The sequence below is a fragment of the Streptomyces sp. NPDC002144 genome (assembly GCF_053593695.1).
The window spans coordinates 24,035-44,970 of record NZ_JBSFDB010000034.1; the positions used below are offsets into that span (position 1 = coordinate 24,035).

At 73.5% G+C, this 20,936-nt stretch carries 17 protein-coding genes; 8 read left to right on the forward strand and 9 right to left on the reverse strand.

The features are described 5' to 3' along the window. The first annotated feature begins 70 nt into the window (after positions 1 to 70). Entirely contained in the window at positions 71 to 601 is a 531-nt protein-coding gene (locus ACWCQ1_RS37340; RefSeq protein ID WP_133044783.1) for a hypothetical protein, read from the forward strand. 89 nt (positions 602 to 690) lie between these two features. Here ACWCQ1_RS37340 and ACWCQ1_RS37345 read toward each other — a convergent pair whose 3' ends face one another. The 4 genes from ACWCQ1_RS37345 to ACWCQ1_RS37360 form a co-directional block, all read right to left on the reverse strand. Then, positions 691 to 5,316: a hypothetical protein gene (locus ACWCQ1_RS37345; protein ID WP_451028365.1), complete on the reverse strand. Its 4,626-nt coding sequence runs from the start codon at positions 5,314 to 5,316 to the stop codon at positions 691 to 693. 37 nt (positions 5,317 to 5,353) lie between these two features. Then, positions 5,354 to 6,244 (reverse strand): hypothetical protein, encoded by an 891-nt coding sequence (locus ACWCQ1_RS37350; protein WP_358603428.1) that lies wholly within the window; start codon positions 6,242 to 6,244, stop codon positions 5,354 to 5,356. A 31-nt stretch (positions 6,245 to 6,275) separates the two neighbouring features. Next, a complete protein-coding gene (locus ACWCQ1_RS37355; RefSeq protein ID WP_451028366.1) occupies positions 6,276 to 7,802 on the reverse strand; it encodes a hypothetical protein in 1,527 nt (508 codons plus the stop codon). 132 nt (positions 7,803 to 7,934) lie between these two features. Continuing rightward, complete coding sequence (locus tag ACWCQ1_RS37360) at positions 7,935 to 8,636, reverse strand: GntR family transcriptional regulator (RefSeq protein ID WP_133044787.1); 702 nt, start codon at positions 8,634 to 8,636, stop codon at positions 7,935 to 7,937. A gap of 130 nt (positions 8,637 to 8,766) precedes the next feature. On the opposite strand from ACWCQ1_RS37360, the gene ACWCQ1_RS37365 reads away from it, so the two are divergent. Genes ACWCQ1_RS37365 through ACWCQ1_RS37385 form a run of 5 tightly spaced genes read left to right on the forward strand, consistent with a single transcriptional unit; the run spans position 8,767 to position 13,232 of the window. Then, complete coding sequence (locus tag ACWCQ1_RS37365; protein ID WP_451028367.1) at positions 8,767 to 10,062, forward strand: MFS transporter; 1,296 nt, start codon at positions 8,767 to 8,769, stop codon at positions 10,060 to 10,062. Beyond that, positions 10,059 to 10,904 carry a putative hydro-lyase gene (locus ACWCQ1_RS37370; protein ID WP_358603421.1) on the forward strand — a complete coding sequence of 282 codons (846 nt, stop codon included), beginning with the start codon at positions 10,059 to 10,061 and terminating at the stop codon, positions 10,902 to 10,904. The genes ACWCQ1_RS37365 and ACWCQ1_RS37370 overlap by 4 nt, the downstream gene beginning before the upstream one ends. A gap of 56 nt (positions 10,905 to 10,960) precedes the next feature. Beyond that, a complete protein-coding gene (locus ACWCQ1_RS37375) occupies positions 10,961 to 11,719 on the forward strand; it encodes a LamB/YcsF family protein (RefSeq protein ID WP_451028368.1) in 759 nt (252 codons plus the stop codon). After that, complete coding sequence (gene pxpB, locus ACWCQ1_RS37380; protein ID WP_451028369.1) at positions 11,716 to 12,333, forward strand: 5-oxoprolinase subunit PxpB; 618 nt, start codon at positions 11,716 to 11,718, stop codon at positions 12,331 to 12,333. Before ACWCQ1_RS37375 ends, pxpB begins: the two co-directional genes overlap by 4 nt. Further along, complete coding sequence (locus ACWCQ1_RS37385; RefSeq protein ID WP_451028370.1) at positions 12,330 to 13,232, forward strand: 5-oxoprolinase subunit C family protein; 903 nt, start codon at positions 12,330 to 12,332, stop codon at positions 13,230 to 13,232. The genes pxpB and ACWCQ1_RS37385 overlap by 4 nt, the downstream gene beginning before the upstream one ends. A gap of 86 nt (positions 13,233 to 13,318) precedes the next feature. Here ACWCQ1_RS37385 and ACWCQ1_RS37390 read toward each other — a convergent pair whose 3' ends face one another. The 5 genes from ACWCQ1_RS37390 to ACWCQ1_RS37410 form a co-directional block, all read right to left on the reverse strand. Beyond that, positions 13,319 to 14,164 carry an SGNH/GDSL hydrolase family protein gene (locus ACWCQ1_RS37390; RefSeq protein WP_451028371.1) on the reverse strand — a complete coding sequence of 282 codons (846 nt, stop codon included), beginning with the start codon at positions 14,162 to 14,164 and terminating at the stop codon, positions 13,319 to 13,321. Next, positions 14,161 to 15,318, reverse strand: a complete 1,158-nt coding sequence (locus ACWCQ1_RS37395; protein WP_133044794.1) for a glycosyltransferase — start codon at positions 15,316 to 15,318, stop codon at positions 14,161 to 14,163. Before ACWCQ1_RS37395 ends, ACWCQ1_RS37390 begins: the two co-directional genes overlap by 4 nt. Next, on the reverse strand, positions 15,315 to 16,451 hold the full coding sequence (locus ACWCQ1_RS37400; RefSeq protein ID WP_451028372.1) for a glycosyltransferase family 4 protein: 1,137 nt from the start codon (positions 16,449 to 16,451) through the stop codon (positions 15,315 to 15,317). Before ACWCQ1_RS37400 ends, ACWCQ1_RS37395 begins: the two co-directional genes overlap by 4 nt. Positions 16,452 to 16,648: 197 nt before the next feature. Further along, the gene (locus tag ACWCQ1_RS37405) at positions 16,649 to 18,067 is read right to left on the reverse strand and encodes a HEAT repeat domain-containing protein (RefSeq protein WP_133044796.1); all 1,419 of its coding nucleotides are present in this window, start codon (positions 18,065 to 18,067) and stop codon (positions 16,649 to 16,651) included. Positions 18,068 to 18,368: 301 nt separating this feature from the next. After that, positions 18,369 to 18,761: an ankyrin repeat domain-containing protein gene (locus tag ACWCQ1_RS37410; RefSeq protein ID WP_208778734.1), complete on the reverse strand. Its 393-nt coding sequence runs from the start codon at positions 18,759 to 18,761 to the stop codon at positions 18,369 to 18,371. A gap of 258 nt (positions 18,762 to 19,019) precedes the next feature. On the opposite strand from ACWCQ1_RS37410, the gene ACWCQ1_RS37415 reads away from it, so the two are divergent. Together ACWCQ1_RS37415 and ACWCQ1_RS37420 are read left to right on the forward strand one after the other, a co-directional pair. Further along, positions 19,020 to 19,214, forward strand: coding sequence for a hypothetical protein (locus ACWCQ1_RS37415; RefSeq protein WP_133044798.1), 195 nt, complete (start codon positions 19,020 to 19,022; stop codon positions 19,212 to 19,214). A 40-nt stretch (positions 19,215 to 19,254) separates the two neighbouring features. Next, entirely contained in the window at positions 19,255 to 20,862 is a 1,608-nt protein-coding gene (locus tag ACWCQ1_RS37420; protein WP_451028373.1) for a hypothetical protein, read from the forward strand. Positions 20,863 to 20,936 lie beyond the last annotated feature (74 nt).

Sequence of the window (20,936 nt, forward strand, 5' to 3'; positions counted from 1 at the left end):
GGCAACCACAGGGGAGCCGTGCCGTCGGGCACGGACGAGCGGTCTGCTGGCGGTGGGGAGTGACACTTTGATGGGCACGGCGGAGCGGCGCGAGGCGCCCGGGGACGGCATGGCGGCGAGCCTGGTCGAGGACCGGGTTCCCGAAGCACCGGATCCCGACATTCCGGCAGCCAGGAGCAGGATCGAGCGAGACGAGGAGCGGGAGCAGGGCTATCGGCCCCTGTGGGTCGAGGAGCCGGCCAAGCGACGCCGGCTGCCTGATCCCGTGCGTACGGCGGCGGTGCGGGCGGGCCTGATCATCGCCGTGACGCTTCTGCTGGCGATGGTGGCCTTCCTGTGCACCATGGCCGGGTCCTGGCCGGCCTTCCCCATGGTGATCAGCGCTGTGGTGAGCACGGTGGTGGCCACCTGGAGCGCTCTCGACGTCTGGGTGACCCGCCAGGTGTGGAACCAGCGCAACGGCGTGGTGTCGACGCCGAGCAGCACGGCCCGGGCCCTGCGGCGCGAGAAGCGCCGGACCCGGCGGCAGGCGAAGGCCACCGAGCGGGCGCAGGCGCGAATACGCCGACGCGGCGGCACCGGACAGCTCTCGCACCCCTGAGGACCGCCGGTTCGATTCGGCGTCGTCGGCGTCGTCGGCGCCGAGGCGGCCGGGCCGCGGATCGGCTGCGGCGAGGGTCGGCCAGGGCGCTAAGGCGCGGTCGGTGCCGGGCGCTTGAACATCCGTGTCGCGGTGATCTCGCTGTGTCCGGCCTCCCCCGCGGGAGCCTGGCTCGGCAGTCCCGGCCGCAGGTGTTCCTCCACGCTGATGTACTTCAGCCCGGCCCGTAGGTCGGCGTCGTTGCGCAGCCGGATGACCAGGGGGAACTCGGCCAGCGCGGTGGTGTCGAACAGGCCGGTGGTGTACAGGAGCTGAACGCCCAGCGCGTCGGACACCGCGCGCTGGAGCTCCAGCAGATACGTGGCGTTGGCGCGGCCGATGGGGTTGTCGAGGAACAGCGTGCCGGCGTGCCGGTGCTTGTCGCGGCCCCGGTCGTTGGAGCGAAGTGCCGCCATCGTGCAGTACAGGGCGATGGCGGCGGTGAGCAGTTGGCCGCCCGAGAACACGTCGCCCATCTGCCCGACGGGCACACGCTCGGCACGCAGCACGGCGTCCGGCTTGAGGATCTCCACGGAAACGCCCTTGGGCTGCAGGGCGGCGCCCACGCCTCGCAGCAGCAGGGACATGCCGTCGCGGCGCAGGTCGGAGTTCTTCTTCACGGCGGCCCGGGTCGCCTCGTCGATGACCTCGCCGAGGCGCTCGGTCAGGGTGGCCTGGTCGGGTTCCTCGAAGCGGATCCGCAGGAACTCCTGACCGGACCATTCGCCGAGCCCCTCGGGCAGCCGGGAGAGCCGCTGGGCGGAGCGCAGCGTCGCCAGCGCCGACTCGACCAGCCCGCGCAGCCGGTCCACGATCGAGTCGCGGTTGCGCTCCAATTGAGCCAACTCGTCGGTGAGGACCCGCAGTCGGGGTGCGAAGGCGTCCGCCCACTTCTGCGCGTGCTCCGGCAGTGCGGAGGCGGGCAGTTCACGGATCTGCTGGCGGGCGGGGGTGCGCACCTGTTCGTAGCGCGTCGAGTTGGCGTGCCGGACGAGGACGTCGCAGGCCTCGCGGACTGCGCCCTCGGCGGCGGACAGGTCGGCGGCACAGCCGCGCAGCGAGCGCCGGGCCTCGGCGGCCGACTGCCGGGCCTCGTCCAGGGTGCCGGGGTAGGGCTCCGGTTCCTCCTGGTCGTCCTCCATGGCGTGCTCGCGCAGCAGGTCCCGCAGCATCGCGGCCGTCTCGTCGAAGCCGCCGGCCGCGTCCTCGGCCGCGCGATGGGCGTCGAGCAGCTCGGCGTGGGCCTCCCGGGCCTGGGTCAACGCCTCGGTGCGGGAGGCGAGTTCGGCGGTCGCTGTGCGCAGCAGGGCCTGGGCGTGCTCGGCGTCGCGCGGCTGGAGCTCCTCGGGCAGCTCGGTGTGGGCATCGCCGTCCTCGGGGGCGTGCCGTTCGGCCTCGCCGCGCAGGCGGCCCAACTGCTCGCTCGCGCTGGACATCCGGGTCTCCAGAAGCTGCACCAGCTCCTCGGCACGGGCGGCGGCGGCCTGCCGGGACGGCCCGTCGGAGCCGTCCGGTGACTGCAGCAGCTGCTCCGCGCGGGTGCGGACCTTGTTGCTGAGCCGGTCCAGTTCGGCACGGGCCGCGCTCTCGTCGCTCTCCGCGCGGGCCTGTTCGGCCCGCAGATCGGCGCCGACGCCGACCTTCTCGTACACCTGGGAGGCGGCCCGGTAGGCCTCGCGCAGGGCGGGCAGGGACGCCTTGGGAGCGCCGGTGTCCGCGTCGGTGTCCGATACGTCGTCGGGGGCGCCGGCGATCTCCGAGCGCTCGGCGCGCAGCGCGCGGGCGGTGCGGCGGGCGTCGTCGGCGGCGCGCTGGGCGGCGCGCCGGTCCTCGTCGGCGGCGCGGGCGCGCTCCAGGCAGGCCTGCGCGCGGGCCTCGGACTCGGCGCCCTCGTCGGCGAGTTCGCGCAGCTTCACCTGCCAGCCGGCGCGCTCGCGCAGCCGGAAAGCGAGCCCGGCGAGGGCGTCGGCGGCGCGGCGGGCCTTCTGTGCGGCCTCCTGGCTCTCGTCCCGGGTCTGCGCGGCCTCGGCGGCGGTCTCGTCGGCCTCGGCCCGTACCGTGCGTGCCTCGGCCAGCTCGGCCTCGGCCTCTTCCGCGAAGGAGCGCGCGTCGTGGGCGGCCTGTGCCAGTTCGACCAGCCGTCCGGCCGGGCATCCGGTGCGCCAGGAGGCGAGGCGTGCCGCCAGCTCGCGGTCCTTGCCGAGGCGGGCCGCGAGCGCCCGGATCTCCTCGTCCCGCTCGGCCGCCCGGGCCCGCAGGGCCTGCCGTTCCTCGTCGGCGGCGTGTTCGTCGTGCATGGCCGGGTTCGGCGGGACGAGGAAGACGTCACCGCTGTCGGTGTCGGGGGCCGGGGTCGGTGCCAGCAGGGCGGCGGCCGTGCCGACGGCGACGGCGGAGCGCGGGAGCAGGGCCGCGTCGGTGAGCGCGTCGCGGGCACGCGCGTGGGTGGCCGGGTCGGTGATGATGACGCCGTCGACCAGTTCCGGGCGGGCGGCCAGCACCCGCGCGTGGTCGGCCGGGTCGACGGCCTGGGCGAGGTAGCGCCAGCCGGGCAGGGCGGGGATGCCGTGCTCGCCGAGGAACTCGACGGTGGCCAGCACGTCCGGCCCGGGTGGCAGCAGCCCGCCGTCGCCGAGCGCGCCGAGGATGCGGGAGTCGTCGGCCGCCGCGGTCCGCAGTTCGAAGAGCTGGCGTTCGGCGGAGGACACGGAGTCGTCGAGCAGTTCGCGCAGTTCGTCGGCGAAACGGTCCAACTCCTCGGGGGTGAGCGCCGCTTCGTCGTCGTCCGTCTCGTGGCGGGGGTGCGGGACGGAGGAGCGCGTCCGGCCGCTTCCGGACAGGCTCAGCAGTTCCGCCAGCCGCTCCTCGGCGGCCAGCGACTCGGCGATGCGCAGTTCGGCCTCGTAGGAGCGCTGGGTGGCCGTGGCCGCGTCCGCCGCGCGGGCGGCCGTCAGCTCGGCGCGGGACTCCGCCGCGGCCGCCTCCCGGGCGTGCTCCGTGGCCTTGCGGGACGCCTCACGGGCCGTGTCCCAGGCGGCGACGGCGCTCTTCTCGGCGTCGCTGGCCGCGAGGGCGGCACGGGCCGGGTCGGCGTCGGGCGCGCTGTCGTCGAGCCAGCCGGCGCGCACCGCCTCCGCGGTCTCCTGTTCCACCTCGCTGAGGCGCTGGCGGAGGTGGCCGATCTCGCTGCGGGCCCGCTGCGCCTCCGTGGCGGCGGCGGTCGAGTCGCGGTGGGCGGCCTCGCCGGCTTCCTGGAGTGCGGCGGAGCGCTCCTCCTCCTCATTGGCGAGGGTCTCGGCGCTCTCGGCGGCCGCTTGCAGGGCCCGTACGAGGTCCACGGCGGCCCTGGCGCGGGCGGCGAGCGCGGGGGCCGCGTCCCGCTCGGCCTCCTGGATCGCGGCGGCCACGCGCGCGACCCGGTCGGCGGCGGCGCGGTGGCGCAGCACCGCCTCGGCGGCCTGCCAGGCGGAGTGCAGGGTGCGCGCGTCGGCCAGCTCGCGCTTCTGTCCGGCGGCGGACTTCTCGGCGGCCGCCAGTGCCAAGGAGGCGTTGCGGAAGGCGAGTTCGGCGGCGATCAGCGCACTGCGCTCCCGGGCCGCCTCGGAGTGCGTGACCGCGTACGCGGCGGCCGTGACGCGCTGGGCGAGGTCGGCGGCCCGGACCCGCTCCTGGCCGCTGCGCGCCGACAGACGGCGGGCGAGCGTACGGGTACGGCGTTCGGCGCCGGCGTGGATGTCACGCGCGCGTGCGCGGGCCTCGGCGGCCTCGACGATCCGTCCGAGCAGGTCCACCGAGCCGGCGGTGAAGTCCCGTTCGGCGATCAGCTCGGCGCGACGGCCCAGCTTGTTGCCGAAGCCGCTGACCAGGTCGGCGAGTCCGTCGGTGTCCCGGGTGTCGGTGACGGCGCGCAGCAGCAGGTCGGTGAAGTCGGAGTCCTTCTTCACCGCGAAGAGGCCGGCGGCCTCACCCTCGTCGGCGTTCATCTCCCGCTGGTAGCGGAAGAGTTCGGGGTCGAGGCCCAGGTCGCCGAGGTGTTCGATCCACCGGTCGTGGATCTCCTCCCAGTGCACCTCCAGGTGCGGATACGCCTTGCCCGCCTCCGTGATGGCGTCCCGGAAGCCCTTCATCGTGCGCCGGCGCCCCTGCGCCCCCGACTGGCCCTCGGCGGGCGGCCGTACCGAAGTGGCCTCGGCGACCGGCAGGTTGTCCAGGGACAGCCCGGGTCCGGGCCGGAAGGAGTACCATGCCTCGGCGAACTTCCGCGGGTCGCTCGAGACCTGGCGCCCGCGCCACTCGCTGACCTTGCCGACGACGACGCACTCGCCGGTGAGCGTGTGCTGCCACTCCAGGGCCACGTGCCCGCAGTCGTCGGCGAGCAGGAACTTGCGCAGCACACCGGAGCTGGCGCCGCCCAGGGTGTTGCGGTGTCCCGGCAGCATCACCGAGAAGATCAGCTTCAGCAGCACCGACTTGCCGCCGCCGTTCTCCAGGAAGAGCACGCCCGCGGGCGCCGGGCGGCGTGGCGGGCCGACGGGCTCCTCCTCGAAGAACTCCGCCTGGGTGGGCGCGGGGTCGGGCACCGGCTCGCCGACGCCCCGCAGGTCGAGCACGGTGTCGGCGTAGCGCGCACCGGCGGGACCGATGGAGTAGAGGCGGATCCGGGACAGCTCGTACATGGCGGACTCTCGTAGGTCTTCGGCAGGTCGGGGGGGTTCAGGAGGGCGTGGAGGAGTGGAACGGCAGCCCGGCGTCGGCCGCCAGGTCCAGGTCCTCGCCGTCCTGGGGCGGCAGCAGGGTGGGGGTGCCGTCCGTCACCGGGACCACGCCCAGCTCCAGCAGTTCGGCCATCGCGGCGCTGCCCGCCATGTCCCGCACCTGGAGCTGGTAGCGGGCCGTGGTGCGGTACGTGCCGCCGTTGTCGTCGCCGGTGCGCTGCAGGAAGCCGGAGTCGGTGAGGAAGGCCACCGCCTTGCCGACGATGCCGGTCGTCGATCCGGCGAGTCTGCGGGCGTCCTTGGTGGCGCCGGCCGCGCTGCGTCTCACCCAGATCCGCCACGCGGCCTCCAGGCCGGGCGCGTCCGTGGCCGGGTCGGTGTTCTCGCCCTGTGCCTCGGCGCGTTCCTCCAGCCGCCGGCACGCCTGCCGTACGAAGGCGTCGACGCCGTTGATCGTCACGCGTCCGATGTACCCGTCGTCGGCCAGGTCCTCCGGGCGCGGGAACGCCATGGCGGCGACGGCGAGATGGGCCAGCCCGTGCAGGAACCGGTCCCCGCCGTCGGCGGACGTACGACGCGCATAGTCGCCCATCCGCACCGCGAACACCGAGTCCTCGGCGGCCGTCACGGCCATCCCCGCGCGCGGGGAGACCTCCAGCACCACCAGCCCGAGTCCGGCGGCCACGGCGTCCGCGAGCCGCGCGAACGCCGGGTCCTCCCGGTAGCGCCGCAGCAGTTCCGCGTACTCCTGGTCACGCGCGGGCTGCAGCTTGGGCTGCAGGCCGAAGGCGACGAGCCGGGCCGCGTCGGCGGCGTCGGCGGGCGTGACGGCACTCGGGGCCGACGGAGCCGGGGCCTCCGTGTCACTCCACTCGATGTGCTCGGTCACTGCTCGGGCTCCTTGTCGCGCTGTCGTCCACTCATGCTGCTTCCGTCCGGTCCGCCGCCATCCCGGCCGCGTCCAGCAGGGCCGTCCCCACGATCAGGTCGGCGCCGCCGAACTCTGGATCGTCCAGCTCCGTCCCGTCGTCCACGGCGAACAGCAGCTTCTCCTCGCCCTGCCGGTAGGCGGTTCCGACCGGCGGACTGGCCGCGTGCACCGCCAACAGGGCCACCAGGTAGGGCAGTTCCGGATCCAGCCGACGCGCCTCCGCGAGGAGCCCCGACAGCCGGCGGGGCGCGTCGGCCGGCAGGTCCAGCAGCTCGGTCGCCGCCGCCAGTTGCTCCTCGCTGAACCGGCTGTCGTCCGGCGTGGCGATCAGATCCGGCTCCGGCATCTCCGCGCCGAGGTGCTCCCGCTCCACCGGAGGCGTCAGCAGTATGTCGACGAGATCGCCCACCCGCACCGACACCGGTGTCCGCAGTCCCGTTCCGCGCGCGAAGAACGCGTCCGTGACCCGGACCGCCTGCTCCAGCGGCAACGGCAGCACGGGGGCGAACAGATGGCCGTAGAGGTCGATCCCGGAGGACGTCATGGGCGTCGCGAACGCCTGCCGGTCCTGCTCGGCGCGGAAGAGCGGGCCCGCCTCCAGCAGTCGCGACTGCAACTGCGTGTGCCGTCGGATGCAGTCCTTGACGATGTCGACGAGTTCGGCGGCCCGGCGCTTGTGCTCGGCCTCCTCCGTCTCGTCCCGCGCCTTGCGGATGTTGGTGAGGATCGCGTTCTCGTGGCGGTAGCGGTCGGCCACGTGGTCCAGCGCCTCGGCGATCATGTCGGGCACGGAGTTGAGCCAGTCCACCGCGCGGACATTGCGCCGGGTCGCGTCCAGGGCGCGGCGCAGGCTCTCCGAGTACTGCACGGTCCGGTAGCGGGCCTGTTCGGCGGCGAGCTGGGCGTCCGCCAGTCGCCCCCGGTTGATCAGGACCTCGAGCTTGACCTCGGCGGCGATCTGGGCGCTGGTGACGTCGGTGTCCAGGGCGCCGACCAGGACGTTGACCGCCTCGTCCGTGGTGCGGAGATAGACCGTGCCGCCGGGACCGGGCACCTCCTCGATCAGCTTGAAGTCGTAGTCACGGCGGACATAGCTGCCGTCCGTCGTGAAGGTGCCGTACACCGCCCGGAAGCCGCGGTCGACGCTGCCGACGTTGATCAGGTTCTCCAGGACCCAGCGGGCCACGCGCTCGTGCTCGGCGACCGGCCGCTGCGGGGCCTGCGCGGCGATGCGCGGGATGAGCCGGGCGACGATCTGATCGTGGTCGGCGCCCGTGTCGAAGTCCATGTTCAGAGTGACCAGGTCGATGGCGGCGAGCGCGACCTCCGCCATGCCGTACACCGAGTACTCGCCCGCCAGGTTGGCCTTGCGCGCGTCCAGGTCGTGCAGCGGCGCGGTGCAGGCGAGCGCGCGCAGCCGCCGCGCCAGTCCCTCGTCGGCGGCCGGGCCCGGCGCGGGGCGCGGCCCCGCGCTGAACTGGGGCGGAACGCTGTCCGTCGATGCAGGCGAAGTCACGGTGCACAGACTAGGTGGTGGGTCTGACAACTCCCCAAACGACGAGTACGGCCACGCGGCGCCTCCCCTCGTCGTTACTGCTCCGCAGCCTTGAGGTGCCCTGGAGATGCCTGGAGGGCGTCCTCAGCAGCCCTAGAGGGCGTCCTCCGCGCCGACCCTTCTTCGGTACACCTCGACCACTCGTTCGAGTGAGTCGGCGAGGTAGACGGCGAGCAGTTCCTCCGCCGTCGCCCTCTCGCCCGCCTGGAGCGACCGCAGGATCTGTTCGTTGCGGGTGAGGTACGGCTCGTGGAGGGCCCTGGGGTCGTCCACGACGTGGAAGGCGAGGCGGAGTTCGGCGAAGACGCTGCGCATCAGTTCGTCGGTGCGGGCGCTGCCGGCCAGGGACACCAGTTCGCGGTGGAAGTGGATGTTGGCGGTACCCACCGCTTTCCAGTCACCTTCGCGCGCCGCGCGCCGCCCCTCGTCCACGGCCCGGGCGAGCGCGTCCAGGTCGTACGGCGGGTCGCCGAGGCCGCGTACGACGGCGCACTCGACGAGCCCGCGGGTGCGGTAGATGTCCTCGACGTCCTCGACGGTGAGCACCCGGACGAAGACGCCCCGGTTGAGTTCGTGGACCAGCAGGCGTTCGTGGGTGAGCAGGCGGAACGCCTCGCGCAGGGTGTTGCGGGAGACCCCGAGGGCGCCGCCGATGCTGTCCTCCGACAGCCGGGTGCCGGGCGGGAAGAACCCCTCGGCGATCCGGCTCCTGAGGATGTCCGAGACCCGTTCGGCGGTACTGGTGCGACCGAGGAGGGCGCGGTCGTCGGCCAGTCCGCTCAGCTGCTCTGCCATGCCCGGAATTCAATCGCACACAGGAGAACGAAACAACGCGGGTATTGAAGGATCGTTGAACGATCCTCTACCTTACTGCTCACCGCACGGCTCAGCTCCGCACCCTCCGTCCTCCCTCTGCGAGGTGCCCATGAGCACGACCCCTCCACCGCAGGCCCTGCCCACCGGCGCATCGGGCGCCGAACTCACCGAGCACGACGGCGCGTTGGGCTGGCTGCGCGCCCTCGGTCCGCGCGGCCGGCGTGCGTTCGCCGGCGCGTTCGGCGGCTATGCCCTGGATTCGTACGACTACTTCACGCTGCCGCTGAGCATGGTGGCGCTGGCCGCGTACTTCGGTCTGGACAGCGGGCAGACCGGCCTCTTCACGACGGTCACGCTGGTGGTCTCCGCGGTCGGCGGCGCCGTCGCCGGCGTGGTCGCGGACCGGTTCGGCCGGGTCAGGGCCCTGATGATCACGGTGATCACGTACGCCGTCTTCACGGTGGCCTGCGGATTCGCGCCCACCTACGAGACGTTGCTGGTGTTCCGGGCGCTGCAGGGCCTCGGCTTCGGCGGCGAGTGGGCGGTCGGCGCGATCCTGGTCGCCGAGTACGCGAGCGCGAGGCACCGGGGCCGCACCCTGGGGGCGGTCCAGAGTTCCTGGGCCGTGGGCTGGGCGCTGGCCGCCGTCGTGTACACCCTGGTGTTCTCGTTCGCGGGGGACGACCTGGCCTGGCGGATCATGTTCTGGACCGGTGCGCTGCCGGCCCTGCTGGTGATCTGGATGCGGCGCCGGGTGCACGACGCCCCACAGGCGGTCGCGGTCCGGGAGAGGAGCGCGGAGAAGGGTTCGTTCGCCGCGATCTTCAAACCCGGTCTGCTGCGCACCACGGTCTTCGCCGGGCTGCTGTCCACGGGCGTGCAGGGCGGCTACTACACGCTGGCCACCTGGGTACCGACGTACCTGAAGACCGACCGGGGCCTGTCCGTGGTCGGAACCGGCGGCTACCTGACGTTCCTCATCTCCGGCGCCTTCCTCGGCTATCTCACCGGCGGCTATCTCACCGACCGGCTGGGCCGCCGGCGCAACATCTGGCTGTTCGCGCTGCTGTCGGCGATCTGCATCCTGGCGTACGCGAACATCCCGCACGGCGCCAACACCCTGCTCCTGGTGCTCGGTTTCCCGCTCGGGTTCTGCATGTCGGCGATCTTCAGCGGATTCGGCTCCTACCTGAGCGAGCTCTACCCGACGGCGGTGCGCGGCACGGGACAGGGCTTCACGTACAACACCGGGCGCGCGGTGGGCGCCGTCTTCCCCACCGCGGTCGGTTTCCTGGCCGACAGCTGGGGCGTGGGCGGTGCGCTGGTCTTCGGCGCGATCGGTTACGGCCTCGCGGCGCTGGCGCTCCTGGGCCTGCCGGAGACACGCGGAAGGGAACTGGCGTGAACCGAACCGAGAACCTCACCTCGACCGTGACCGACGACCGCCCCCTGGTGCTCATCGACGAGCACGCGCACGCGTGGAGCCCGCGAACCGCCCGCGCCCGCTTCCGGGAAGGGCTCTGCGGACCCACCGCCGGGGTCGCGGCCGGCTACACCCAGGTCAACCTGATCTCGCTGCCCGCCGACTGGGCGTACGAGATGCTGTTGTTCGGGCAGCGCAACCCCAAACCCTGCCCGGTGCTCGAGGTCACGGACGCCGGGTCCTGGACCAGCACCCTCGCCGAGGGCGCGGACCTGCGCACCGATCTGCCGCGCTACCGGGTGTGGCGGGACGGCGAGTTGGTGGACGAGCCGACGGACGTGCGCCGGTACTGGCGCGAGGACCTGGTGTCGTTCCTGATCGGCTGCAGCTTCACCTTCGAGTGGGCGCTGGCCGAGGCGGGCGTCCCGATCCGCCATGTCGAGCAGGGCCGCAACGTCCCGATGTACGTGACGAGCCGTCAGTGCCACCCGGCGGGGCGGCTGCGCGGCCCGATGGTGGTGTCGATGCGGCCGGTGCCTCCCGAACATCTGGCGGCGGCGATCCGGGAGAGCAGCCTGCTTCCGGCCGTGCACGGCGGCCCCGTGCACTGCGGTGATCCGGCGGCGCTCGGCATCGAGGACCTCAACCGCCCCGACTTCGGCGACCCGGTGGACCTGGCACCGGACGACATCCCGGTGTTCTGGGCCTGCGGTGTGACCCCGCAGGCCGCGGTGACGGCCTCCCGCCCGCCGTTCGCCATCACCCACGCCCCGGGGCAGATGTTCCTGACCGACGCCCGCGACACGCAGTACCGCGTGCTCTGAGAAAACAGCCCGCTCCACGGGACGTAGCGTCCACCCCGCGAGAAGAAGAAGGATCCATGGCCTCGATCGATCTGAACGCCGACCTCGGCGAGGGCTTCGGCCGCTGGCGGCTGACCGACGACGAGCGGCTGCTCTCCGTCGTCACCAGCGCCAACGTGGCCTGCGGCTTCCACGCCGGGGACGCGGCCACCATGCGGCGGGTGTGCGAGCTGGCCGCCGAGCGCGGTGTGCGGATCGGCGCCCAGGTCTCCTACCGGGACCTCGCCGGCTTCGGGCGGCGCGCGATGGACGTGCCGCCCGAGGAGCTCACGGCCGAGGTCGCCTATCAGATCGGCGCTCTGGAGGTCTTCGCGCGCGCGGCGGGCACGCGCGTGTCGTACGTCAAACCGCACGGCGCGCTCTACAACCGCGTCGTGCACGACGAGGAACAGGCGGGCGCGGTGGTGGACGGCGTACGGCTCGCCGACCCGTCCCTGCCCGTGCTCGGCCTGCCGGGTTCGCGGCTGCTGGAGTACGCCGGCAAAGCGGGTCTGCCGGCCGTCACCGAGGCGTTCGCGGACCGCGCCTACACCGCGGAGGGCACGCTCGTCCCGCGCGGTCGGGACGGTGCCGTGGTGACCGATCCGGAGGCCGTCGTGGAGCGCTCGGTGGGCCTGGCCCGCGACGGAGCGGTGACCTCGCACTCCGGCACGCGCGTGGACGTACGCGCGCGTTCCCTGTGTGTACACGGGGACACGCCGGGCGCGGTGGAACTGGCCCGGCTGGTCCGGCAGCGCCTGCAGGAGTCCGGCGTCCGGGTGGAGGCCTTCGCATGATGGCGCTGCCCGTGGGCGACGACGCCCTGCTCGTCGAGGTCACCTCCGGCGAGGAGGCCCAGGCCCTGCACGCGGATCTGCTGCGCCGTCGCGCGGAGGGCACGCTGTCGGTCCGCGAGATCGTCCCCGCCGCCCGCACGGTCCTCCTCGACGGCCTCACCGACCGCTCCCGCCTGGCCGCCGAACTGACCGCCGCCGAGGCCCCGGCCGCTCCCCCACGCGCGCGTGAGGTCGTCGAGATCCCGGTGCGGTACGACGGCCCCGACCTCGCGGATGTCGCCGCGCACTGGGGCGTCACCGAACGGGAGGCGGCCCGCATCCACGCGGACACCGAGTTCAGCGTCGCCTTCTGCGGTTTCGCCCCCGGCTTCGGCTATCTGACCGGTCTTCCGCGGCGCTACGACGTCCCGCGCCGGGCCACCCCGCGCACGGCCGTCCCGGCGGGCTCGGTGGCCCTGGCGGGCCCGTACACGGGCGTGTACCCGCGGTCGTCACCGGGCGGCTGGCAGCTGATCGGCACTACGGACACCGTCCTGTGGGACCACGCGCGCGTACCGGCCGCGCTGCTCTCACCCGGCACGCGTGTCCGCTTCGTCCCGGGGTCCGGCTCATGACCGACCGCGCGCTCGTCGTCGTACGGGCCGGGGCCCTGACCACCGTCCAGGACGAGGGCCGTCCCGGACACGCCCACCTCGGCGTCCCCCGCTCCGGCGCGCTCGACGCCCCCACGGCGGCCCTGGCCAACCGCCTGGTCGGCAACCCGCCGGGCGCGGCCGTCCTGGAGACCACGGTCAACGGCTGTGCCCTGCGCCCCCGTTCGACGGTCACCGTGGCGGTCGCCGGGGCCCCCTGCCCTGTCACCGTGGACGGCCGTCCGGCCGCGTGGGGCGCCGCGGTGCGCGTGCCCGCGGGCGCGCTGCTGGAGGTCGGAACCGTCGTCTCCGGAGTGCGCGGTTACGTGGCCGTCTCCGGAGGCATCGCCGTGGAGCCGGTGCTGGGCAGCCGTTCCACGGACCTCCTGTCGGGGCTGGGGCCGCCGCCGCTCACGGACGGCACGGTGCTGCCCCTGGGCACGCCCGGTGCCGTCCACGCGCGCGTGGACGTGGCTCCCCAGCCGGCGCCTCCGGCGGAGCTCGTGCTGCGGGTGTCCCTGGGGCCGCGCGACGACTGGTTCACGCGCGAGGCACTCGACACCTTCACGTCCCGCACCTACCGCGTCTCCCCCGCCAGCAACCGCATCGGCCTGCGCACGGAGGGCCCCACCCTGGAACGGGCCCGCCCGGGCGAACTCCCCAGCGAGGGCATGGTGCTGGGCGCGGTCCAGGTCCCTCCGGACGGCAGGCCGGTGGTGTTCCTGGCCGACCATCCGACGACCGGGGGCTACCCGGTGATCGCGGTGGTCAACATGCGCGACCTGCCGATCGCGGCCCAGGCGGCGCCGGGGACCCCGGTCCGTTTCGTGGCGGTACGCCGGCGTCGACGTAGTCGTGGCGGTACGCCGGCGTCGACGTAGTCGTGGCGGTACGCCGGCGTCGACGTCGTGAAGCAGCGCGCCGGCCGGCCACGACGGTCCCGCAGCGCACCACCCGCCGGCACGGTTCAGGCGGCATCCGGCTCCGAGATCGACACCGCGGCCAACGCCGCCGACACCGCGGCGGCGGCGCGCACGTCCAGCCGCGCGCTCGTCCCCCGTGCCCGGTGCCCCATCTCGTCCGCGGCCAGCCGCAGCAGCTGCGGCAACAGGTCGGTGCACCGGCGGGCGACCCAGGCCGTACCCGCCGTGGCCAGCCACAGCAGGCTCGCCGACCTGGTCGGTACGGGGAACTCCGGTTCGGACGAAGGGGCGATCCCCGTCGCCCGGTCCGTCTCCGCCAGCAGGGCGTGGAAGCGCAGGGCCAGTTGCCGGTGCCCCTGCTCCCCCGGATGCAGCCGGTCCGCGCTCCACATCGCGCGGTCCGTGATCCACTCCTCCTCCGCCGCGTGCAGATGGACGGCGCCGTAGCGGTCGGAGAGGGCGTGCACCACCCGGTTCACCGCCCGCTGCCGCCGGGCCAGCGGACGGGCGAGGGAGCCCGGCAGCCCGAGCATCGAGCCGGGGTCGGGCAGACAGGCCGTCAGCAGTGTCGCCCCCTGCCCCGTGAAGGCCGCGTACACCTTGTCCAGCCGCTCGGCGACGGCATGGATGTCGAAGGTGCAGCGCAGCGTGTCGTTGACGCCGATGACCACGGACACGACGTCCGGCTTCAGCTCGAGAGCGGCCGGAGTCTGCACCTCCAGCACCTCCCGGGTCTGCGCGCCGCTGACCGCCAGGTTGGTGAACTCCACCGGCTCCTCGGCCAGCCCGCCGGCGAGCAGCGCGGCCCAGCCGCGCCACCCCTCGCCGACGGGATCGCCCACGCCCTCGGTCAGCGAGTCGCCGAGGGCGACGAAACGCACCGCTCTCATCCCACGCCCCCGGGCACGAAACGACGCACCGGTACCGTCGCGTCGTGTGCGGCGAGGAAGGCGTCCACCGCGGTGTTCCAGCCGAAGCACTCCGCACGCGCGCGTGCCGCCTCCCGCCGCTCCCGCTCGGGGAGCCCGAGCATCATGTCGACGGCGTCGGCGAAGGCTTCCCCGTGGTCGGCCGCGACGGCGCCCGCCGACCCGACGACCTCGGGCAGCGCGGACGACGTGCTCACGACGACGGGCGTGCCGCAGGCCATGGCCTCGAGCGCGGCCAGCCCGAACGTCTCGGCGGGCCCGGGAGCCAGGCACACGTCGGCCGAGGCCTGCAGCGCGCCCAGCGCGTCGCGGTCGGAGACGTGCCCTAGGAAGGTCACCGGCAGTCCGCGCTCGCGCGCCCGCAGTTCGAGCCGGGCCCGCAGCGGCCCGTCCCCGGCCACCACCAGCACGGCCTTCCTTCCGCGGCGCAGCAGCGCCTCGAGGGCGTCCAGCGCGGTGCCGGGCCGTTTCTCGACGGACAGCCGGGTGCAGGTGACCAGGAGCGTCTCGTCCACGCGCGCGTACCGGGCGCGCAGTGCCGCGTCGTAGAGCGCGGGGTGCCGCTCCACCAGGTCGACGCCCAGCGGGGCGCGCACGACGTTGCGGGCGCCGATCCGTACGAACTCCCGCTCGGCGAACTCGGTGGTGCACACCACGCGCGCGTACGTGTGCGCCGTACGGACGTTGAGGGCGTCGGCGGCGCGCCGGGCCGCGTTCTCGGGCAGACCCCAGGTACGCAGCACGCCGTCGGCGGTCTCGTGGGAGACCATCACGGCGGGAACCCGGGCCCGCCGCGCCCACTTGCCGGTCCAGCGCAGGGTGGTCCGGTCGGAGACCTCCAGGCGGTCCGGGGCCAACTCCTCCAGCAGCCGGGCCACGCGCCGCTTGTCGGTCAGGACCCGGTATCCGCCGGTGCCGGGCAGCAGCGGCCCGGGCAGGGTGATGACGCGGCCCTGCTCGGTGTCCCGGTCGTCGGCACGCTCGCCCGGCACGATGAGGACGGGTTCGTGTCCGGCGGCCTTGTAGCCCTTGCCCAGCTCGCGCAGGGCGGTGCGCAGACCGCCGGACGCGGGGGCCACGAAGTTGGCCAGTCGCACGATGCGCAGGGGGGTCATGCCGCCACCGCCGTCTTCCGGCGGGCACCGAGGACCGCCCCGTAGTGACCGATCAGCTGGTCGCCGACGGCGGCCCAGGTGCGCCCCTCGACGGTGGCGCGCGCGGTGGCGCCGAAGGCGATCCGGCGCTCCGTGTCCGCCGCCAGCAGGCGCACGGCCTCCATGACGGCGCCTGCGTCGCGTGGCGGGACCAGCAGCCCGGTGCGGTCGTGGGCGACGAGGTCCAGGGGGCCGCCGACCGCCGGGGCGACCACCGGGACACCGCTGGCCATGGCCTCCTGGACCGTCTGGCAGAAGGTCTCGAAGGGCCCGGTGTGCGCGAAGACGTCCAGCGACGCGTAGATCCGGGCGAGGTCGTCGCCGGTGCGGCGGCCCAGGAAGACCGCGCCCGGCAGCACCTCCTGCAGGCTCGGCCGGCTCGGGCCGTAACCGACGATCACGACCTTCACGCCGTCCAGTCCGCAGACCCCGGCGAGCAGCTCGATGTGCTTCTCGGGGGCGAGCCGGCCGACGTAGCCGACGATCAGCTCCCCGTTCGGGGCGAGTTCGCGGCGCAGGGCGTTGTCGCGCAGGTCCGGGCGGAAGCGGACGGTGTCCACGCCGCGCGGCCAGAGCTTGACCCGGGGCACGCCGTGGGTCTCGAGGTCGTGCAGGGAGGCGCTGGAGGGGGCCAGGGTGAGGTCGGCGGCCGAGTGGACGGAGCGGATGCGCCGCCAGGCGGCGGCCTCTCCGGCGCCCATGTAGGTGCGGGCGTATCCGGCCAGGTCCGTCTGGTAGACGGCGACGGCCGGGACACCGAGCCGGGCGGCGGCCGCCATGCCGCGGACGCCGAGGACGAAGGGGCTCGCCAGGTGCACGATGTCGGCACGGTGCTCGACGATCGCCGCGGCGAGGCGCCGGCTGGGCAGCGCCACGCGGACCTGGGGATAGCCCGGGAGGGGGAGGGAGGGGACACGGATGACGGGGCACGGCGCCGAGGCGTCGGGCCGCTTGCCGGCGGTGGGAGGCGGGGCCGGCGCGACGACGAGCGGGGAATGACCGCGATCCACGAGGTGCCGGGCGGTCTGGAGCGCGCAGTGGGCCACGCCGTTCACATCGGGGGGAAAGGATTCGGTCACGATGACGACACGCATACCCGTGTTCTCGCCGGGCTGGACGTGGTCGCATCAACGTGGATCTTTGCGAACGATGAACGTACCGTGAGCGTTCCTTCGCACACCCAAGCAGGTCAGACCGCGTCCATGACCGTCTGACCCGCGGGTCACCCGCTGTTCACCTGCCGGCACCGAAAGGGCCCGGTGAACCTCTGTGCCTTCTCACACGGGCCTCTTCACACGGCGGGTCCGTCGGGGGCGATGCGGCTGCGTACGGCCGTCTGGACCTCGGCCTCCTCGGCCGGGTCGGCGGCCAGCCTGCGGAGCTGTTCCACGACCCTCGCGTCACCGGTCTCGGCGTGCCGGGCGGCGATCTCACGGGTGGACTCCTCGCAGTCCCAGAGGCATTCCACGGCGAAGCCGGCGGGGAACGAGGGGTCGGTGGCGGCGAGGGCGCGGGCGGCCCTGCCGCGCAGATGGGAGGAGGCGGTCTCGCGGTAGATGTGGCGCAGGACGGGAGCGGCGCAGCCGATGCCGAGCCGTCCGGTGCCGTCGACGAGGGTCCACAGGGTCGGGGCGTCGGGCCCCTCGCCCCGTACGGCCTCGCGCAGTGCCCCCAGGACGAGGTCCTTGTCCTCGGCGCCGCCCCGGCAGGCGAGCATGCGCCCGGCGGCGGCGCCCAGCGGGTCGGGCCGGTGGGCCCAGCCACGCGCGCGGTCGACGGCGGCGATGCTGCGCATCCGTTCGAAGGCGTCGACGGCGGCCTCCACGACGACCGTCGAGCCGGTGGTCACGGCGCCCTCGATCAGGTCGAGGGCGCTTGGATCATTGCTGTCGGCGAGGTAGCGCAGGGCGGTGCAGCGGGCTCCGTCGCTGCCGTCGACGGCGGCCCGCAGGATCTCGGGACGGTCCTCGGGGCCGGCGACGGCGACGAGACAGCGGGCGGCGGGCACGTGCAGCGCGGCACCGCGCTCGACGCCCTGCTGGGCCCACTCGAACACCGCTTGGACGCTCCACCCCGGACGGGGCCCGGTCGGTCGCATCTGGCGTTGCCATCGGTCGAAGCAGCCGGTCTCCTGGGCGGCACGCACGCGTGTGGCGATCGATTCGCGCGGGTCCTCCGCCCACAGCCGCCAGGGCCGTGGCTCAAAAGCGTCGCGTACGGCGACGGCCAGCTCGGCCTCGCCCTCGGCGTCGGTGGCGAAGCGGGCGAGCACGGGCGCGGCGAGGGCCCGTAGGCCGGCGTCGTCGTCGCGCAGCGCCAGCTCGTCCAGGGCCCAGGCCCAGTTGGAGCCGCTCGCGGCGTACCTGCGCAGCAACGCGAGCGCGTCCAGACGGCCGTAGGAGGCCAGGTGGCCGAGGACGGCCAGGGCGAGGCCGGTGCGGGACTCCTCGGTGTCGAAGGCGTCCTCGACGTCGAAGAGGTGGGCCTCGATCTCGTCCAGCTCGCCGTTGAGGTCGAGGTAGAGACGGGCGTAGTAGAGGGAGCGGTTCTCCACCTGCCAGTCGTGGCGGGGATCGCGCAGCACGCAGTGGTTCAGGGCCGCGAGCGCCTCGGCGCGCGGGGCGGTGAGCGCGTGCAGCGTACCGTCGCCGCGGCCCCGCTGGAGCAGGCCGAGCAGCGTACCGCTGGGCGCTATGACCGGTTCGAACATGGGAAACAGCCTCACATCAAGCGTCGACGCAACCGGGGGTCCTGCTTCACCTGGCCGCGTGACAACACGTCGGGGCGCCCGCCGTTTCCTGCTTGCTGTAGACCATCTTCCTCTGCCTCTCGTCAGTGGCCCGTGCGGACCGCATCACGGTCCGCGCGGTGCGGCAACCTCTGCCCTGCCATCGCGTCCGTGAATCACGACGTCATGATGACTCGGCACTTCGACCTGCCGCGACCGAAATTTCGGCGGCCCTGTACCGCCTCCCCCGTTTTCTGTGTTTTCGCTGGTCAGAACATGTGTATCAGTGTGCGCCGAACAATTCGAGCAGATCTGTCTTGCCGAACATCCGGGCCGTGTCGACGGCCGAGGGAGTCCCCAGGGAGGGGTCAGCGCCCCCCTCCAGAAGAACCTTGATCACGTCCGTCTCACCCTTGAAGACGGCACCGGCGAGCGGGGTCTGACCCCGGTCGTTGACCTCGTCGGCGGGGGCGCCCCGGTCGAGCAGCGCGCGGACCGCCTCGGCGTGACCGTGATAGGCGGCGAGCATCACGAGCGAGTCGCCCCGGTCGTTGGTGAGGCTGGCCGGAACACCCGCGTCGACATACGCCACGAGCGCATCGGTGCGCCCCTGCCGGGCCAGATCGAAGATCTTGGTCGCCAGCTCCACGACCGCGGGGTCGGGGGCTTCAGTCATCGGCCGGACCGCCTCTCATACAACCGTTCAGGTGAATCGCAAGGGTACTGGTTGGCGCCGCACATGACCCGATGCGCCGGAGGTAAAGATCACCACAGACCCGGTCGGACGCAAGTGTGCTGCTCACCGGCCCGGAAGAGCTGGGCCGATGGGGGGAAATCTAGCGAATTTCACCCATTTGCACCTTTTATCGTATGGATACATCCTGTGATCCTGGAAGTACTCATGGTGACTGTCCCCACGAACCAGGAGATCCAAATGATCCTGTCCATCTCAGGCGTGGTCCTGCTCGGCATCGTCGTCTTCCTCTTCTTCCGCAAGGACGGCCTGAAGGCGTCGCACGCGATGATCTCTGCACTCTTCGGCTTCTACCTGTCGAGCACGGCGATCGCCCCGAGCATCAAGGCCGGCGGCGAGAGCCTGGCCAGCCTGCTCGGCGGCATCAGGTTCTGACGCCGCCCGTCCCGTCCGTACGCACCATCAGGAGACAGCCGTGGCCCGCCGCCCCCTCCCCCGCATCCTGAGCACAGGCAGCGCGCAGATCGCCAAGAGCCGGGAGCTGGCCCGGACGGCGGCCGCCAGCGCCACCGACGTGCTCCATCCGCTGATCACGATCACGCGCGGTCTGCGCCGGCTGGCGGGGGCCGGGCGGCGCAGATGGGCCGAGACCCCCAAGGACAAGCGCGGACCGCTGCTGTTCCTGGTGGCGTCGGTGGTCCTGGTCGTGGCGCTCGTGCCGTACGGCCCGCTGCTCGCCGCCATCGTCGTGATGGCGGCGGCGGCCTGGCAGGGCCGCGACCGCAAACCGCCCGCCCCGGACGGCCCCGACGAGTCGCAGACGGAGCGCCTCAAGTCGCTCTACGAGGCCCTGGTCCCCTACTTCTCGACCCCGGAGGATCCCGCCCCCCTCTACGCCCACGGCGGCGAGTGGGAGAAGGCCTTCCCGACGTACGAGTTCGACGAGTCCGGCCGGGTCACCGAGCTCGTGATCCGCTACCCCGCCTACTTCCCGGACGGCGAGTCCGAGGCCCGCGCGCGGATCGAGCAGCTGCTGCACGCCAAGTCGGGCCGCGACCGCGAGTACCGCTTCGCCTGGGACGAGGAGGGCAACCAGCTCACGGTCACCGTCCTGTCCCCGCTGCCCACCGGCCTGTGCGCCCAGCGCTTCGTCACCGCACCGGGCGAGACGGTCCTCGGCTTCACCGACCCCTCCCAGGTCCAGCGCACGCTCCCCCTCACCTACGGTGCGGAACAGCGCGACGTCCCGCCGGTCGTCTGGCGCACCGGCGTCCGCTCCACCGAGCCGCACCTGCTGGTGATGGGCCAGCCGGGCAGCGGCACCTCGACCCTGCTGCGCTCCATCGCCCTGCAGGCCCTGCAGCACGGCGATATCGTGATCGTCGACGGGGGTGGCACCGGCGAGTACGCGTGTCTGACCGGCCGGGACGGCGTGCTCGCCGTCGAATGCGGGCTGGCCGGGGCGCTGGCCAGCCTCGAATGGGCCGCCACCGAGACGGAGCGCCGGCTGATCGCGGCCAACCGCGCCCGTCAGGCCGGGCACCCGCCGCCGGAGGACACCAAGCGCCCGCTGTGGGTCCTGCTGGACCACCCCACGGCCTTCACCCACCTCGCCGCCGCGGACGGCCGCAAGGACCCGCAGGCCCTGCTCCAGGTCCCGCTGCGGCACGGCCGCGCCGCCAACGTCACGGTGGTGGTGGCCGACCAGTTCGACAACAAGGACACGCTGACCGACGCGGTACGGCAGCACACACGCGCGCGTGTCGTGCTGGGACCGGCGACGGCAGGGCAACTGGAGGCGGTGCTGGGCGCACCGCCGCACACGACGCCGGTCGCCGACGTCCCGCCCGGCCGCGGCTACGCCCGTCTCGGCGCCGGACCGGTGCACCGGCTCCAGGTCCCCGCCACTCCGGACCCCTACGACGACGCGACCAGCGACGCGGACCGGCAGGCGGTGCTGGCCCTCCTGCCCCCGCGGACCGCCCCCGCCGACGCGGAGGGGATGGCGGCCGACGGGATCGAGGCCGAGGTGGTCGACACCGAACCGGTGGCCGCGAAGGCCGTGGCGGCCGAGACGTCCTAGGGACACAGCGAAGCCGGCGCGGGCCGATGTCACTCGCCCGCGCCGGCGACCCGCAGCCTCAGCGCCCGGCCACC

What these genes read in the sequence shown, in the direction of transcription:
- ACWCQ1_RS37395 (WP_133044794.1), bottom strand. Translation starts at nt 15,318, where the DNA reads ATGACCCCCCTGCGCATCGTGCGACTGGCCAACTTCGTGGCCCCCGCG.
- ACWCQ1_RS37400 (WP_451028372.1), bottom strand. Translation starts at nt 16,451, where the DNA reads ATGCGTGTCGTCATCGTGACCGAATCCTTTCCCCCCGATGTGAACGGC.
- ACWCQ1_RS37410 (WP_208778734.1), bottom strand. Translation starts at nt 18,761, where the DNA reads ATGACTGAAGCCCCCGACCCCGCGGTCGTGGAGCTGGCGACCAAGATC.
- ACWCQ1_RS37390 (WP_451028371.1), bottom strand. Translation starts at nt 14,164, where the DNA reads ATGAGAGCGGTGCGTTTCGTCGCCCTCGGCGACTCGCTGACCGAGGGC.
- ACWCQ1_RS37405 (WP_133044796.1), bottom strand. Translation starts at nt 18,067, where the DNA reads ATGTTCGAACCGGTCATAGCGCCCAGCGGTACGCTGCTCGGCCTGCTC.
- ACWCQ1_RS37375 (WP_451028368.1), top strand. Translation starts at nt 10,961, where the DNA reads ATGGCCTCGATCGATCTGAACGCCGACCTCGGCGAGGGCTTCGGCCGC.
- ACWCQ1_RS37385 (WP_451028370.1), top strand. Translation starts at nt 12,330, where the DNA reads ATGACCGACCGCGCGCTCGTCGTCGTACGGGCCGGGGCCCTGACCACC.
- ACWCQ1_RS37345 (WP_451028365.1), bottom strand. Translation starts at nt 5,316, where the DNA reads ATGTACGAGCTGTCCCGGATCCGCCTCTACTCCATCGGTCCCGCCGGT.
- pxpB (WP_451028369.1), top strand. Translation starts at nt 11,716, where the DNA reads ATGATGGCGCTGCCCGTGGGCGACGACGCCCTGCTCGTCGAGGTCACC.
- ACWCQ1_RS37340 (WP_133044783.1), top strand. Translation starts at nt 71, where the DNA reads ATGGGCACGGCGGAGCGGCGCGAGGCGCCCGGGGACGGCATGGCGGCG.
- ACWCQ1_RS37365 (WP_451028367.1), top strand. Translation starts at nt 8,767, where the DNA reads ATGAGCACGACCCCTCCACCGCAGGCCCTGCCCACCGGCGCATCGGGC.
- ACWCQ1_RS37360 (WP_133044787.1), bottom strand. Translation starts at nt 8,636, where the DNA reads ATGGCAGAGCAGCTGAGCGGACTGGCCGACGACCGCGCCCTCCTCGGT.
- ACWCQ1_RS37415 (WP_133044798.1), top strand. Translation starts at nt 19,020, where the DNA reads ATGATCCTGTCCATCTCAGGCGTGGTCCTGCTCGGCATCGTCGTCTTC.